Consider the following 14,450-nt stretch of genomic DNA (forward strand, 5'->3'; position numbering starts at 1 on the left):
ATCGATCGCGGCGGGCGTCAGCCTGCCGTGATCCCGGTGATCAGCGTTTGATCGGTTCCGGTACGCGTGGTGATGAACTGGGTGAAGGTGTTCGGTTCTTCTTCCGGGAACTGCTGTGTCAACCGGACTTGCCACCGCGCTTGGCCGTCGGGGCCGTCCCCGGCCCGGGAGATCTCGACACAGTAGCGGGTGCCCGCGGGCACCTGGTTGATGCCGCGCTGGATCTGATCGGCGGGCGAGACCGCCGCGTCGGGGGCCACCACCGCGCGGGCCCGGTACCCGGACCGTTCGGCGTAATAGGCGTACTCGAAGGCGAAGATCGCGTCGGGGCCGTTGCCGGTGCCACCCGGATCGGTGCCGGAAACGACGTCGGCGGTGCGCTTCTGCTCACATCCCAGCGTGGCGATCGCCCACGGGGGCTTGACGCGTGAGGTGGATGCCGAGGTGGTCGGCGCGGGCCCGGCCGTGCCCGGTGGCGACGTCGCCGCCACTTTGCGCGAATTCGCGTCGGACCCGTAGATCATGGCCAGGCCGATGGAAACTGTGGCGACCACGATGCCGAGCACGATCAAGACCGTCAGTGAGCGGTTGCCGCGCTGTTGATCGGTGCGCCGCGGATGGCGCACCGGGGTGCCGGGATGGATGCCGGAGCGATTGACGATCCCGGGCGTCGTGACAGGGCCGTCCGCGGACTCGACCGGCTCCGGCTCCACGGGCGCGGGGCGCTGCTGCGCGGCCACCGGTTGCGGCACTCGCGCGGCCGGTGGCGCGGGTTCGAGCCATTGCTCCCACTCGCCGAGGCGCGGGCGGACACTCTGCCGTTCCGGCGGGCGCGGCGGTTCCGCGGCCTCGTACTCCGGCTCCCGTCGACGAATCTGCTTGCGGCGTCCGGGTGAACGCCGTCGCTTCGATGGCTTGCTCGCGGGAATGCGCAGCATCGGCAGACCCGTGTCGAACGGATTGGCCTGGCCCGCGTCCTGACTGGGATGTTCCCGGTCAGGGGGTGTCATCGTCGAATTCGCCCAGCACCGGTACGACCGCTGTCACAGCGGACGGGATGGTCACGCCGAGCTGTCCGTCGCGCGGCTTGTGCTCGTGGTCCTCGCCGCCCGGCGGCGGAGCAGGTGGCAGCACCATGCCGCCGGTCGGGCCGGGATGAACGGGGCGGTCCGGGCTGCCCGCAGGCGTCGGCGGCGTGGCGTCGCCCGGCGGTGCGACCGCTGGCGCCGGCTTGCTTTCCGGCTTCGGCACGTCCGCCCGCGCGGCGGGCGCGGAGTTGCCGGGCGGGATCACCGAACCGGGCCCGGTCGACGGCTTGTGCTCCTGCGACCCGCCGAAGTCGAACAGCTTCGAGGAATTCTTCGAGTCGTCGCCATTCGTGCCGGAGGTACCGGAGTTGGTGGTCGAGCCCGGGTTGATCAGTTCCGGGATCGCCTTGTCCGCGGCGGCCGCGACGGTGTCGATGCCGTGGATGCCGACTTCGGCGATCTTGTCGATGATGTGCGTGCCGATGTCGACGCCCGCGTTGATGGCCGTGGTGCCGAGGTCCACCCCCGCGGAGATCAGCTGCTGCTGCAATTGGAGTTGCGCGGCCATGGCCGGATCCATGGGTGTCGTGGTGGCGGGCGTCGTGGCGCCGGGCGTGGTGGCGCCGGGTACGACCTGCCCGGAGTTGCCGGGGTAGACGGCCTGCCCCTGTCCGTGGGAGACGCCGGACGGTGCGGTGACCGTGAGCGGTCCCATCTCGTCGAGTCTCCTGGTGTGGTCGTCCATTTCGGTGCGCGCGGCCGTCACGGTGGTGAGCGCGTCGCGCAGCGCCTGGGTGGCGCGGGCGATGACCGCGTCGGTCTCCGGCGCGGAGGTCGAGTTGTCCAGGATCTCCCGTGCGTCGCGCCGGAAGTCGGCGATGATCTGGTCGACCTGCCGCGCCGCCCGCCCCGAGGTGGCGTGCGCGTCGGCGAGGACGGACAGGTAGGCGGGGCCCCGATCGGAGATGTCCCCGATCTGGGTCTGCGTGGTGCGCATCGCGGGCACCGCGCTGTCGGCGGCGCGGGAGGTCCAGGTGGACTCCAGCGCGTGCAGGCCTTCGCGGTGCGGGCCCTCGGTGTCCGCCACCTGGGTGGAGGCGGCCGAGAGCGCCCCGGTCGCGGCCGCGCTCGGCACCCCGACGCCGGTGCCGAGCGAGGAGCGCAGCGTCAGCAGCGGGCGGACCAGCGCGGCCACGATCGGCGGGTCGGCCCCCGGTTCGGTGCTCGACGGCCGGGTGGTCTCGGCGGCGGGCTGGGTGGTGTGCGAGCGTTTCCGCAGTCCCATAAGGCTTCTCATGCCAGTGCCTCCCCCGAACGGGTGATCGCGCCCGCCGTTTCGGCGTCGACCTCCTGCGCGTTCTCGCTGTAACCGCGCAGGACCCGGCCGTAGGCGCCGACCAATTGTCCGGCGGTCGACAGCGCTTCCGCGTGTTCGGATACGGCCGCCGAGAAGCGCGCCGCGAATTCCGCGCCCACGAGACCGAGATCGGCGGCCAGCCGGTCGGGATCCACCGCGCCGGAGGCGACCGTGGCCGCCGACGCCAATTGTTTCGACACCGCGTCCGCAATCGCGGTGTAGGCGGCCATCGCCGCCGGGTCGAGCTTGAGCGTGTCCACTGTTCCCCTCCCGGATCCCAGTCTGTCGCTACCGCGCCATGATTCACCGCCAAGGGTACTGTGCCGGAGCGCTGTCATGCGCCCGATCCTCGGTGGTCCGTTTTGTATAGCCGCCACCCTTCCGCGTGTCCGGCGCGCGGCGCGGCGCGAGCGTGATCCCGCCGCGTCCGCGGGCATGGTCCCTGGTGTCGGCCGACGTCCCTGTTCACGCCCTTCGCCGCACCGGCCGCATCGGCCGTCCACCTGAGCAAACGCGCGCGTGTCGAGATTGTTATTCGAAACAACAAATTAGCTGTTGTGCGCTCCGTCACAGTCCAATATGTTGCTGTGAACAACATTCGCTCCACTCCGACCGGCCGGGAGCTCGTCCCGGCCGGTGATGAAAGGCCCACTCATGCGCAAGGGCATGTTCAGCGCTGCCGCGTTGTCGTTCGCGCTCCTGGCCGCCACGCTCACCGCGTGCGGCGACGATTCCGCGAATTCCGGCGGCAGAACGCAGATCGGCGTGATCCTCCCGGACAGCAAGACCTCCGCCCGTTGGGAGACGGCGGACCGCAAGTACTTACAGCAGGCGTTCGAGGCCGCGGGCGTCCGGGCCGATATCCAGAACGCCCAGGGCGACAAGAACGCCTTCCAGACCATCGCCGACCAGATGATCACCAACGGCGCCTCGGTCCTGGTGATGACCAACCTGGACAGCGGCACCGGCAAAGCGGTGATCCAGAAGGCGAAGTCGCAGGGCGTCACCGTGATCGACTACGACCGGCTCACTCTCGGCGGCGGCGCCCAGTACTACGTCTCCTTCGACAACGTGAAGGTCGGCAGCCTGCTCGGCGAGGGCGTCGCGCAGTGCCTGACCGATCGCAACGCGGCGCGTCCGGTGGTCGCGTATCTCAACGGCGGACCGACCGACAACAACGCCACGCTGTTGAAGACCGGCTACGACGGAGTACTGAAGGCCCGGTTCGACGCGGGCCAGTACGTCAAGGGGCCCGATCAGGCCGTCCCGGAGTGGGACAATACGAAGGCGGGCACCATCTTCGAACAGATGCTCACCGGTCGGCCGGACATCGGGGGTGTTGTCGCGGCAAACGACGGTTTGGCCAACGCCGCGATAGCGGTGCTGAAGAAGCAGAAGCTGAACGGGCAGGTGCCGGTCAGCGGGCAGGACGCCACGGTCCAGGGCCTGCAGAACGTTCTGGCGGGCGACCAGTGCATGACCGTCTACAAGGCGATCCGGAAGGAGGCCGAGGCGACCGCGAAACTCGCGGTGGCCCTGGTGAAGGGGGAGCAGGGCAGCACCAACGGCGCGGTGCGCGACCCGGAGTCGAACGCCGACGTGCCGTCGGTGCTGCTGGAGCCCAAGCCGATCTACCCGCGCGACGTCAAGGACGTGGTGGCCGACGGTTACGTCACCAAGGCCGAGCTGTGCACCGGCGAGTTCGCGAAACTCTGCGCGGACAACGGAATCTGATATCGCACGCCCCTTCCGCGGTTCGATGAGGGGATTGCGGAAGGGGCTCCATCCTTCGGAGGAGCTACCCGAATGTCCGAACTGCCGGTCATCGAATTACGCGGAGTAGAGAAAAGCTTCGGTCCCGTCCACGTCCTGCACGAAGTCGCCTTCAGCGCCTATCCCGGCGAGGTGACCGCTCTCGTCGGCGACAACGGCGCGGGCAAGTCCACGCTGGTCAAATGCATCGGCGGCACCCATCCGATCGACGCGGGCGAATTCCTCTTCGAGGGCACGCCGGTGCAGGTGCACAGCCCGCGCGACGCGGCGGCGCTCGGCATCGAGATCGTCTACCAGGATCTCGCGCTCTGCGACAACCTGGACATCGTCCAGAACATGTTTCTCGGCCGGGAACGCAAGCGCGGTCTCGTGCTCGACGAATACACGATGGAGGAACTCGCCGGGAAGACGCTGGCGAGCCTGTCGGTGCGCACCGTCAAATCGGTCCGGCAGCAGGTCGCCAGCCTGTCCGGCGGACAGCGCCAGACGGTGGCCATCGCGAAAGCCGTGCTGTGGAACAGCAAGGTGGTGATCCTCGACGAGCCGACGGCCGCGCTGGGCGTCGCGCAGACCCAGCAGGTGCTCGAGCTGGTGCGCAGGCTTGCCGACCAGGGGCTGGCGGTGGTGCTCATCTCGCACAACATGAACGACGTCTTCGCGGTGTCCGACCGGATCGCCGCGCTCTACCTCGGCCGGATGGCCGCGCAGGTACGGACCTCCGACGTGACGCACGCGCAGGTCGTCGAATTGATCACGGCGGGACGCAGCGGTGCGCTCGGCCTCGAGGCGAGCGGAGCGACCCGATGACCGCGGTGACCACCGAGCGGCGACCGGCGGCGGCGCCGGTGACCGACCTGATGAGCGGCTACGTCGGCCGGGTGCGCGGCGGCGACATGGGTGCGTTGCCCTCGGTGATCGCACTCGTCGTGCTCTCGGCCGTCTTCTGGGCGGCGCGCCCGGTCTTCATGTCCGAGGCCAACTTCGCCAATCTGTTCACGCAGGGTGCGGCGATCGCGGTGATCGCGATGGGGCTGATCTTCGTGCTGCTGCTCGGCGAGATCGACTTGTCGGCCGGGTTCACCAGCGGTGTGTGCGCCGCCGTGCTCGCCGTGCTGCTCACCGACAAAGGATGGCCGTGGTACGCGGCGGTGCTGGTGTCGCTGCTCACCGGCGTGGTGATCGGGCTCGTGATCGGCACGGTCGTGGTGAAGATCGGGATCCCGTCGTTCGTGGTGACGCTGGCGGCGTTCCTCGCGCTGCAGGGCGTGGCGCTGAAGATCATGGACAACGGCCGCAACATCTCCATCCGCGACGAGACGATCGTCGCGATCGCGAACAAGAACGTGCCGCCGGCGATCGGCTGGGCGTTGTACGCGGTGCTGGTCGCCGGATTCGCGCTCGTGCAGTACCGGAAGTTGCGGGCGCGCACGAAACTCGGGCTCACCGGCACGACGGCGCGGGCGGTCGTGGTGCGCGTAGCGCTGCTGGCGATCGTGGCGGGCGCGGCGGTGCTGGTGCTCAACGGCGAGCGCAGCCGCAACCCCGCGTTGCACTCGCTGGCGGGAATGCCCGTCGTCGTGCCGCTGATCGTGGCGCTGTTGCTGCTGTGGACGTTCGTGCTGGACCGCACCGCGTTCGGCAGGCACATCTACGCCGTCGGCGGCAATGCCGAGGCCGCCCGACGCGCGGGCATCGCCGTGGATCGCGTGAAGATCACCGCCTTCGTGCTGTGTTCGACCATGGCGGCGGTCGGCGGACTCATCGCGGCGTCGCGCGCGAACTCCGTCGATCCGAACACCGGCGGCAGCGACGTGCTGCTCACTGCGGTCGGCGCGGCGGTGATCGGCGGCACCAGCCTGTTCGGCGGCCGCGGGCGGATGCTGGACGCCGTGCTGGGCGCCGCGGTGGTCGCGGTGATCAACAACGGCATGGGGCTGATGGGCTATAGCGCGGGCACGAAATTCGTTGTGACAGGATTCGTGCTGCTCTTGGCGGCCGGAGTGGACGCCCTGTCCCGTAGGCGTGCGCTCCTCCAGCGATGAACCCCCCAGCCCCGTGACGAAAGCCCGGTGAATGCGAGCAGCACCTTCGCCCGAGGAGATCCGCACGCGCAATCTCGCCGCGTTGCTGCGGCATGTGCACCGTGACGGCGCGGTGTCGCGCGCCGCGCTCGCCGAGCGAATGGGGTTGAACCGCAGCACCATTCTCGCGCTCACCACCGATCTGGCGGCGGCGGGTCTGGTGAGCGAGGAATTGCCAGGGCAGACCGGACGGGCGGGCAGGCCGTCGCTGGTGGTGCGGCCGCGGGCCGACCGGGTCTACGTCGTCGCGCTGGACGTCGGCGCCGACCGCCTCGCCGCCGCGCGGGTCGGGCTGGGCGGTTCGGTGCTCGAGCGCACCGAGACCGCCCGTCCCGGCGGCGCGTTCGACCCGGGCGAGGTGATCGCCGCGCTCGCGGCGATGGCCAGGGCGATGATCGCCACGGCCGCGCCCGACGCTCGGTGCGTAGGCGTCGGGGTCGCGTTCTGCGGCATGGTGCGCGAGGAGGACGGCGTGGTGCGGTACGGGCCGAACCTCGGCTGGGTGGACGTCGCGTTCGGCGCCGAGCTGACCAGGGAACTCGATCTCGGCCTTCGCGTCGCGGTCGGCAACAACGCCAACCTCGGCGCGCTGGCCGAACGCGAACGCGGTGTCTGCGTCGGCCTGGCGAACTCGATCTACCTGCACGGCGACGTCGGCATCGGCGGCGGCATCATCGTCAACGGCGAATTGCTCGGTGGGGACGGCGGTTACGGCGGGGAAGTCGGCCACATGATCGTGAATCCGGGTGGGCGGCCCTGCGCCTGCGGATCCCGGGGCTGTCTGGAGGCCGAAGCGGGCGAACTCGGGTTGATCGCGGCGGCGGGTCGCAGCGATCCGCCCGGGCAAGCGGCGGTGGACGCGATCGTCGAGGCCGCCGCCCGCGGCGACACGACGGCACGGGACGCGCTGCGCCAGGTCGGCGAATGGCTCGGGTACGGCGTCGCCAATCTGGTGAACGTCTTCAATCCGTCGGTGGTGGTGTTCGGCGGCGTGCTGCGGGAGATCTATCTGGCCTCGGCGGCGCAGGTGCGCAGCCGGTTGGCGGTGAACGGCCTGCAAGCCGTCCGCGAACGGGTCCGTTTGCGCACCAGCGCGCTCGGCGGTGACGCGACCCTGATCGGCGCCGCGGAACTGGCCTTCACCGACGTGCTCACCGATCCGTTGCAGACGCCGGCCCGACCGTCCGCCGCGCGCGCCTGAGGATTCCGGCCGGATTCACGCGGCCCCTGCCGCGCTGAACTCCGACAGGTGGCCGGCGAGCAGTCGTACGCGCACCCGCTGTTCCTCGGTGGTTTCCTCGGGGTGGTGGATCTCGATGCTCAGGCGGTCGTCGAAGGTGCTGATGATGATGGTGCCGCTCGGCTGCTGGAGCCGGTGCCCGGTCTTGTCCGGCTTGCCGAGCATGATCGAGCGGAAGTCGGTGATCCGCAGTTCGTCCGGCACCCGTGGTCTGCGCACGCGTCCCCAGTTGGTGGCCAGCACGATTCCCGGTGCGCGCGGTGGAGGGCCCGCGGTGATCTCGGGGATGTGCAGCGGGGTCTGCTGCACCATGCCCGTGTCGAGTCCGGCGCGCAGCGTATCGCTGATGTCGCGGGCCAGATCGACGAGCGTCGCGCCGGTCCGCCGCGCCGGGGCGAAGTTCGCGAAGCCGAGCACGTTGGTGCCTTCGGTCATCCCGATCGGTGGCGTCACCCGGCTGCGCAGGTCGACCGAGTAGGTGTAGGACAGGTCGGTGAGCGGCAGCCCGCGCAACTCGGCCTCGGTGAGCAGGATCGCGGCGGAGGCGAGGCCGTTGATCGTGGTGTGCTCCCGGTGCCCGAGCTCGACCAGCGCCGCGGTCTGCTTCCGGGTCAGCCTGCAGCGTGCGGTGCGGGGGACGAGGTAGCCCGGATCCTCCGGGCCCGAGCCACTCCGGGCGACCTCCATGGGGCGGTGTGGCACGGCCGGGGCGTCGATCTTCCGCACTCCGCGCTCGTGCAGCAGGTCTTCCACCGGACGCGGGAAGCCGTGCGGGGGCAGGTCGGCCTGCCCGCTTCGGACGAGGTCGGTGTAGCAGGACCACAGCTCGGCGAACACGGCCAGCGAATGATAGGCATCCGCGACGCTGTGGTGGGTCACCAAGGTGACCCCCGCGCCGGCGCCGTCGCGGACGACGCTCAGCGCGGTGACCGCGGTGCGCTGGTCCAGCCGAGCGCCGGTGAGCAACCGCTCGGGAGCGGCTTCGGCGACCGTCAGCTCCGGTGCGGCTCCCGGTGATTCGAGCAGAAGGTGCCCGCCGCGCCCGTCCGGCTCCAGGCGGGCGCCGAGGATCGGGCGGGAGCGAACCACGGTTTCGAACGCCGCCGACAGCGCGGCGAGATCCAACCGCCCCGCGACCCGAAGCGAATAGCCGACGAGCACTTCGCTGTTGGCGAAGATCTCCTCGCTCGGCGCCAGCGGGCGGATGACGGTTGCTGCGGTCATGTCGCTTCCTTCACCTGAGCCTGTCCCGAGGCTAGTCCGAAGCCTGGACGCGCCAGGATTTTTCGGCAGCATCATGTGTTTCCTGTATCGGCTGATCTGCGGCCGCCGTTTCGTCTCGTTGCCGTAACGACACCTCGTCCGAGACCCACCCTCCGGCTCGGAGCCCAGGGTTAGCTGCGCCAGCTTCTAGAGTGATACTCTAGAGTTCTGCTCTAGAGGAGGCTGCCATGACCGAACTCGTCACCTACCGGCTCGACGGCGGGGTCGCCACGATCACGCTCGACGACGGCAAGGCGAATGTCATGTCCGAGCACATGATCGGCGCCATCGCCGCCGCCCTGGACCGGGCCGAGGCCGACCGGGCGGTCGTCCTGTTGACCGGGCGCCCCCGGATGTTCTCGGCCGGCTACGACCTGGCGACGTTCTCCCGTTCCGTCGACGACATCCGCCGTACTCTGCGAGCCGGCGGCAACCTGGTCCATCGGCTACTCGGTTTCCCGTATCCCGTCGTGGCGGCCTGTCCGGGGCACGCGATCGCCCAGGGGGCGTTCACGCTGCTGGCCACGGACGTGCGATTCGGTGTCACGGGGGATTTCAAGCTGGGCCTCAACGAGGTCGCCATCGGGCTGACCATCCCGCACTACGGCGTGGAAGCGGCGCGGCACCGGCTCACCGCGCCCGGCTTCGACCGGGCGGCGAACACCGGAATCCTGGTGGGGCCCGAGGAGGCCAGGGATTTGGGCTTTCTCGACGTGCTCGCCGCCGACGCGGACGACCTGCGCACGCGCGCGACGGCCGAAGCGCACCGATTGACCGGAATCGACTTCGCGGCGCACGCCGGGACGAAACTGCGGGTGCGTGCGCAGGTGCTCGCCGCGGTCCGGTCCGGCATCGACGCCGAGTTCGGCGCGTAGCGGGCCGTGCGCACCCGGGAGCGGATCCTGGCCGAGGCGACCGAACAGCTTCTGGCCAAGGGGTATCCGTCGTTCACGATGGCCGGCGTGCGCGATCGGCTGGGCTTGTCCAGCGGCAGCATGTTCCACGCGTTCGGATCGAAAGCCGAATTGGCCGCCGCGGTCTACGTCTGCGGGATGCTCGACTATCAGCGGACGGTACTGGACCACCTCGACGCGCCGGATATCGGTCCCGAGCGGGCGATCCGCGCGATGCTCGCGGCCCATCTCGGCTGGGTGCAGGATCATCGCGACCTCGCCCGCTTCCTGTTCGCCACCTTGCCGGACGAGGTGGCGCGCGCCGCCGAGCCCGAACTGGCCCAGCACAATCGGGCCTTCTTCGCCGCGCTGCGGCGCAGGTACCGAGAGCTGCTCGCAAGCGCGGACGGGGGCGGCGACGGCTATCCGGTGGCCCACGCGATCTGCGTCGGACCGGCGCAGGAGTATTGCAGGCAGTGGGTGCGCGGGCGGGTATCGTCGCCGCCGCGCTCGCTGACCACGACCTTCCAGGATGCCGCCGTCGCCGCCCTCGCCACGCTGAGGCGTTAGCCGCTCGACGACCGCGGTCGATCGCTGCTCACCACAAGACGGGGACGTGAACGAACGATCGAGTAGCGCAGCCCACCGGACGCGGGTCCGCGCCGAGCGTGGCGCGGTGACTCGCCGCCGATGCACGAACCGGCACACCGTCGCCTGCTGTTCACCGCAGTGCGGCCCGGGTCGCGCGGCATCGATGGCCGTCGGCGCTCGCACGCGGATCTCCGCGCCGGTTGCGGATCGGCCACGGGTGATCGACAGTGGTTGTCGAGTTTCGGTGCGGCGACGGGAGGCCACCATGGACCGTGCGGACGTGGTAGTCGTCGGGGCGGGATATGCCGGGCTGTGTGCGGCGCGGACGTTGCGAGCGGCCGGTCGGGATGTCGTCGTCCTGGAGGCGAGTGACCGTGCGGGCGGTCGCACGCTGACCGCGCGGGTCGGGGACGGATGGGCCGTCGATCTGGGCGGACAGTGGATCTCGGGCGCGCACACGCGATTCGCCGCGCTGGCCGAGGAGTACGGCGCCGCGACCTTCGCGCCGCCCGAAGGGGTCGACCTGCTGGTGGAGGGAGTGGTCCGGCGGCCGTTCGCCGGCGCCCGCCCGCCGCTTCCGACGTTCGTCCTGCTCGTGCTCGCCCAGGCCATGTGGCGGATGGAACGGATGGCCGCCCGCATCGACCTCGCCCGCCCGTGGACCACACCGGGCGCGGACCGGCTGGACGCGATGACCGCGGCGACGTGGTTGCGCCGGAACGTGCCGGAGCGGCGCGCGCGGAACCTGGCGGAGGTGATGATCGGCGAGGAGCTGTGCGTCGACGTGGGCAGCATCTCGATGCTCGGTCTGCTCACCACGATTCGCTCGGCGGGCGGCGTCGAGGCGGGGATCACCGCCGAGACGGTGACCCGCCTGTTCGTCGACGGCGCCGATGGGCCCGCGCTGGCCATCGCCGCCGAACTGGGCGACGCGGTGCGTCTCGGCGCGGCGGTCACGAGTATCCGTCAGAGGGCGGACGGTGTGCGGGTGAGCGCCGACTCCGGTGACGTGGACGCCGGGCACGTGATCGTGGCGGTGCCGCCCACCCTGGCCGGACGCATCGCCTACGACCCACCGCTGCCCGCCGCGCGGGACCAACTGACCCAGCGCATGCCGATGGGCTCGGTCCTGAAATCGTTCGCGGTCTACGAGAGGCCGTTCTGGCGCGACGACTCGTTCACCGGCCAGTCGCTGAACCTGCACGATCCGGTGCCGGTCACCTTCGACGCGACCCGCCCCGGCGGTCCGGGCGTGCTCGGCGCGCTGGTGCCGGGCCGGGCCGCGCAACGGCTGGCCGCCCTACCCCCCGGCGAGCGACGCGCCATGATCATCGGTTCGCTCGTGCGCGCCTTCGGGCACGTCGCCCGCGAGCCGATCGAGTGGCACGAAAAGGTCTGGGCCGACGATCCATTCACCCGCGGCGGCTACAACTCCTTCTTCCCGCCGGGCGTCTTGACCACCCTCGGCTCGGCGCTGCGCCACCCGGTCGGCGCGATCCACTGGGCCGGAAGCGAAACAGCCACGGAGTGGTCGGGCTACATCGAGGGGGCGATCCGCTCGGGCGAGCGCGCGGCCGCCGAAGTGCTGGCGGCCGATCGTGCCGTCGCGACAGCCTGATTGCCGCAAGGTTGCCAGAAGGCTGGCTCCGGCCTGGGGGAGGGATCACAATGGAGAGGTGTTCCAGCGGATCGTGGTGGGTTACGACGACTCGCCCGGCGCCAGGGCCGCCTTGACGATGGCGCTCGACTTGGCGTCGGTGCACCACGCCGCGCTCACGGTCGTCGCGGTCGAAGAGTATCTGCCGCACTACGGCCCGGTGGTCGGTGAGATCGAGGACGAACGCTCGATCGGGGAACAGACCTGCCGCCGATGGCTCGCCACCGCCGCCGAGACCGCCGAACAGCGCGGCATCGCGGTGCGGGCCGAACTCCGCGCGGGTCAGGCGGCGCGGGAACTGGCCACGGCCGCCGCCGATCACGATGCCGACCTGCTGGTGCTGGGGCGCAGCGGGCACTCGGGCATCTGGGGGCGTTTCATGGGCAGCACCGCGGAGAAGGCCGCACGGCACGTCGGGTGTTCGGTTCTCGTCGCGCACGACGGCGTCGAGAAGGCCGGGCAGGAGTGAGTGCGGCGTCGTTGCCCGCGGTGGCGCCGCCGCGAAGGCTTCGGGTAAGAGTTCTGCGTGACCGATGAACTGACCGAGGAACCGGCAGGCATCGCCGATCGCGCGCGGGGCCCCGCGCGACGGCGGGATTTCTGGCGAACCCATGGCTCGGCCTCGGTGGTCGTCGCCCTCGGCGGGGCGCTCGGTGCGCTCGCGCGCTACGGTCTCGCCCAGGGGTTGCCCGGCCGCCCCGGGCACTTCCCGCTGGCCACCTTCGTCACCAATGTCGCGGGCTGCTTCGCGATCGGCGTGCTCATGGTCGCGGTGACCGAGATCTGGACTGTCCACCGGTTGCTGCGCCCCTTCCTCGGGGTGGGCGTGCTGGGCGGGTTCACGACCTTCTCGACCTACGCCAACGAGGTCCGCGGTCTGCTGCGACCGGGCACGATCCTCGTCGCCGCCGGTTATCTGGCGGGCACCCTGATCTGCGCCCTGCTGGCCACCCTCATCGCCATGTGGCTCACCAGGGCCGGATACGAGCGCCTGCGGCACGGGTGGAGGAGGGCGTCATGACCGTGCTTCTGGTTCTCGTAGGGGGTGCGATCGGCGCGCCGTTGCGATATCTCATCGACCGCGCGGTGCAGGATCGCCGCGACAGCCTGTTCCCCTGGGGCACGTTCTCGGTCAATCTGATCGGCTGTCTCGTGCTCGGCGCGCTCAGCGGAGCGGGGACGGCGCTGGCCTCGCCGCTGTTCGTCCTGCTCGGCACCGGACTCTGTGGAGCGCTGACCACCTACAGCACCTTCGCTTACGAAACCCTGCGGCTGGCCGAGCGCGGTGCCTATTTCTTCGCGGCGATGAACGTGGTGGTCAGTGTCGCCGCAGGGCTGATCGCGACGGTGTCGACCTATGCGGCAGTGCACGCCCTGTTCGGCTGACCCGCGCCGACGAGCGCGTGTGCGACGTGATCCAGCTCACTTCGCCGCACTGTCGCGCGCCGCTCGGGGTCGGCTAAGCTGACGTGACAGATGCAGATATGCGCATACATTCGGTGCTGGAAGGGGTCTGGGTCGATGGGACACGAACATGGTCACGCGCACGGGCACGGGCTGTCGGGTGCGGCCGATCGCAGGTGGCTGACCATCGCGCTGGCCCTCATCGCCGGTTTCATGTCGGTCGAGGTCGTGATCGGCGTGCTGGCCAACTCGCTGGCGCTGCTGTCGGACGCGGCGCACATGCTCACCGACGCCGCGTCCATTGTCCTCGCGCTCATCGCGATCCGGCTCGCGGCCCGCCCGGCGAACGGCAAGTACACCTACGGCTACAAGCGCGCCGAGATCCTTTCGGCGCAGGCCAACGGAGTCACGTTGCTCGTGCTGGCGGGCTGGCTCACCTACGAGGCCGTGCGCCGTCTGCTGGAGCCGCCCGAGGTGACCGGTGGCCTCGTGCTGGCGACCGCGCTGGCCGGTGTGGTGGTCAATATCGCGGCCACCTGGGCGATCAGCAAGGCCAACCGCTCCAGTCTCAACGTGGAGGGCGCCTTCCAGCATGTGCTCAACGACCTCTACGGGTTCATCGCCACCGCCGTTGCCGGCCTGGTCGTGCTGACCACCGGCTTCGCCAGGGCGGACGCGATCGCCACGCTGATCGTGGTCGCGCTGATGGTCAAGGCGGGGCTCGGGCTGGTGCGCGAATCCGGCCGGATCTTCCTGGAGGCGGCGCCCGCGGGCGTCGATCCGGACGCGCTCGGGCGCGGACTGGTGGACATCGAGGGCGTCGACGAGGTGCACGACCTGCACGTCTGGCAGATCACCTCCGGTGACATCGCCCTGTCGGCGCATGTGCTGGTCCGCGCGGGTGCGGACTGCCACGGACTGCGTCAGCGGATCGAGCATCTGCTCGATCACGACTACGGCATCACCCACACCACGTTGCAGGTCGATCACACCCACGCCGTCACCTCCTCGGCGGGCGCGGAGGCGCAGCGCCTGCTGCCGGTGCTGGAGGACCACTGCGACGACGCCCACGGCCCGGTGCACCGCGACCGCCCGTCATCCGCGGCGAACGCCGCGCCCTGACCTACCGGGCACCACGCGCATGGACGATGGCGGGCGGGATG

Annotated in this window: 15 protein-coding genes; 11 read left to right on the forward strand and 4 right to left on the reverse strand. The window is 70.3% G+C overall.

Annotated elements, in window-relative coordinates; all coding sequences use genetic code 11:
* Positions 1–17: 17 nt before the first annotated feature.
* From ON29_RS33635 to ON29_RS06480, 3 genes are read right to left on the reverse strand one after another with little or no spacing between them, the layout of a single operon-like run.
* Positions 18–1,010 (reverse strand): DUF8176 domain-containing protein, encoded by a 993-nt coding sequence (locus ON29_RS33635; RefSeq protein ID WP_051174915.1) that lies wholly within the window; start codon positions 1,008–1,010, stop codon positions 18–20.
* Positions 997–2,325 carry a hypothetical protein gene (locus ON29_RS06475; protein ID WP_040865231.1) on the reverse strand — a complete coding sequence of 443 codons (1,329 nt, stop codon included), beginning with the start codon at positions 2,323–2,325 and terminating at the stop codon, positions 997–999. Before ON29_RS06475 ends, ON29_RS33635 begins: the two co-directional genes overlap by 14 nt.
* Positions 2,322–2,645, reverse strand: coding sequence for a hypothetical protein (locus ON29_RS06480; protein ID WP_040865232.1), 324 nt, complete (start codon positions 2,643–2,645; stop codon positions 2,322–2,324). Before ON29_RS06480 ends, ON29_RS06475 begins: the two co-directional genes overlap by 4 nt.
* A gap of 379 nt (positions 2,646–3,024) precedes the next feature.
* On the opposite strand from ON29_RS06480, the gene ON29_RS06485 reads away from it, so the two are divergent.
* The 4 genes from ON29_RS06485 (at position 3,025) to ON29_RS06500 (ending at position 7,440) form a co-directional block, all read left to right on the forward strand.
* Entirely contained in the window at positions 3,025–4,119 is a 1,095-nt protein-coding gene (locus tag ON29_RS06485) for a sugar ABC transporter substrate-binding protein (protein WP_245548841.1), read from the forward strand.
* Between the two features lie 72 nt (positions 4,120–4,191).
* Positions 4,192–4,965, forward strand: coding sequence for an ATP-binding cassette domain-containing protein (locus ON29_RS06490; RefSeq protein ID WP_040865233.1), 774 nt, complete (start codon positions 4,192–4,194; stop codon positions 4,963–4,965).
* The gene (locus tag ON29_RS06495; protein ID WP_040865234.1) at positions 4,962–6,200 is read left to right on the forward strand and encodes a sugar ABC transporter permease; all 1,239 of its coding nucleotides are present in this window, start codon (positions 4,962–4,964) and stop codon (positions 6,198–6,200) included. The genes ON29_RS06490 and ON29_RS06495 overlap by 4 nt, the downstream gene beginning before the upstream one ends.
* Before the next feature lie 31 nt (positions 6,201–6,231).
* Positions 6,232–7,440, forward strand: a complete 1,209-nt coding sequence (locus tag ON29_RS06500; protein WP_040865235.1) for an ROK family transcriptional regulator — start codon at positions 6,232–6,234, stop codon at positions 7,438–7,440.
* 15 nt (positions 7,441–7,455) lie between these two features.
* Here the strand turns inward: ON29_RS06500 and ON29_RS06505 are convergent, their stop codons facing one another.
* Positions 7,456–8,703, reverse strand: a complete 1,248-nt coding sequence (locus ON29_RS06505; RefSeq protein ID WP_051174916.1) for a phthiocerol/phthiodiolone dimycocerosyl transferase family protein — start codon at positions 8,701–8,703, stop codon at positions 7,456–7,458.
* A 227-nt stretch (positions 8,704–8,930) separates the two neighbouring features.
* Here ON29_RS06505 and ON29_RS06510 point away from each other — a divergent pair, with 227 nt between their 5' ends.
* The 7 genes from ON29_RS06510 (at position 8,931) to ON29_RS06540 (ending at position 14,409) form a co-directional block, all read left to right on the forward strand.
* Positions 8,931–9,617, forward strand: coding sequence for a crotonase/enoyl-CoA hydratase family protein (locus ON29_RS06510; protein WP_040865236.1), 687 nt, complete (start codon positions 8,931–8,933; stop codon positions 9,615–9,617).
* Positions 9,618–9,623: 6 nt separating this feature from the next.
* Positions 9,624–10,205: a TetR/AcrR family transcriptional regulator gene (locus tag ON29_RS06515; RefSeq protein ID WP_040865237.1), complete on the forward strand. Its 582-nt coding sequence runs from the start codon at positions 9,624–9,626 to the stop codon at positions 10,203–10,205.
* Between the two features lie 184 nt (positions 10,206–10,389).
* Positions 10,390–11,844, forward strand: a complete 1,455-nt coding sequence (locus tag ON29_RS06520) for a flavin monoamine oxidase family protein (RefSeq protein ID WP_085994836.1) — start codon at positions 10,390–10,392, stop codon at positions 11,842–11,844.
* A 58-nt stretch (positions 11,845–11,902) separates the two neighbouring features.
* Positions 11,903–12,352 (forward strand): universal stress protein, encoded by a 450-nt coding sequence (locus ON29_RS06525; protein WP_051174917.1) that lies wholly within the window; start codon positions 11,903–11,905, stop codon positions 12,350–12,352.
* A gap of 57 nt (positions 12,353–12,409) precedes the next feature.
* A complete protein-coding gene (locus ON29_RS06530) occupies positions 12,410–12,904 on the forward strand; it encodes a fluoride efflux transporter FluC (protein WP_306307210.1) in 495 nt (164 codons plus the stop codon).
* A complete protein-coding gene (gene crcB / locus ON29_RS06535) occupies positions 12,901–13,269 on the forward strand; it encodes a fluoride efflux transporter CrcB (RefSeq protein ID WP_040865309.1) in 369 nt (122 codons plus the stop codon). The genes ON29_RS06530 and crcB overlap by 4 nt, the downstream gene beginning before the upstream one ends.
* 135 nt (positions 13,270–13,404) lie before the next feature.
* Entirely contained in the window at positions 13,405–14,409 is a 1,005-nt protein-coding gene (locus ON29_RS06540) for a cation diffusion facilitator family transporter (RefSeq protein WP_040865239.1), read from the forward strand.
* The last annotated feature ends 41 nt before the right edge of the window (positions 14,410–14,450 follow it).

Source organism: Nocardia exalbida NBRC 100660, assembly GCF_000308575.1.
Classification (GTDB): Bacteria; Actinomycetota; Actinomycetes; order Mycobacteriales; family Mycobacteriaceae; genus Nocardia; species Nocardia exalbida.

Coding starts and splice junctions, on each gene's coding strand:
- ON29_RS06510 (WP_040865236.1), top strand. CDS start 8,931: ATGACCGAACTCGTCACCTACCGGCTCGACGGCGGGGTCGCCACGATC.
- crcB (WP_040865309.1), top strand. CDS start 12,901: ATGACCGTGCTTCTGGTTCTCGTAGGGGGTGCGATCGGCGCGCCGTTG.
- ON29_RS33635 (WP_051174915.1), bottom strand. CDS start 1,010: ATGACACCCCCTGACCGGGAACATCCCAGTCAGGACGCGGGCCAGGCC.
- ON29_RS06540 (WP_040865239.1), top strand. CDS start 13,405: ATGGGACACGAACATGGTCACGCGCACGGGCACGGGCTGTCGGGTGCG.
- ON29_RS06475 (WP_040865231.1), bottom strand. CDS start 2,325: ATGAGAAGCCTTATGGGACTGCGGAAACGCTCGCACACCACCCAGCCC.
- ON29_RS06490 (WP_040865233.1), top strand. CDS start 4,192: ATGTCCGAACTGCCGGTCATCGAATTACGCGGAGTAGAGAAAAGCTTC.
- ON29_RS06495 (WP_040865234.1), top strand. CDS start 4,962: ATGACCGCGGTGACCACCGAGCGGCGACCGGCGGCGGCGCCGGTGACC.
- ON29_RS06520 (WP_085994836.1), top strand. CDS start 10,390: ATGGCCGTCGGCGCTCGCACGCGGATCTCCGCGCCGGTTGCGGATCGG.
- ON29_RS06500 (WP_040865235.1), top strand. CDS start 6,232: ATGCGAGCAGCACCTTCGCCCGAGGAGATCCGCACGCGCAATCTCGCC.
- ON29_RS06485 (WP_245548841.1), top strand. CDS start 3,025: ATGAAAGGCCCACTCATGCGCAAGGGCATGTTCAGCGCTGCCGCGTTG.
- ON29_RS06505 (WP_051174916.1), bottom strand. CDS start 8,703: ATGACCGCAGCAACCGTCATCCGCCCGCTGGCGCCGAGCGAGGAGATC.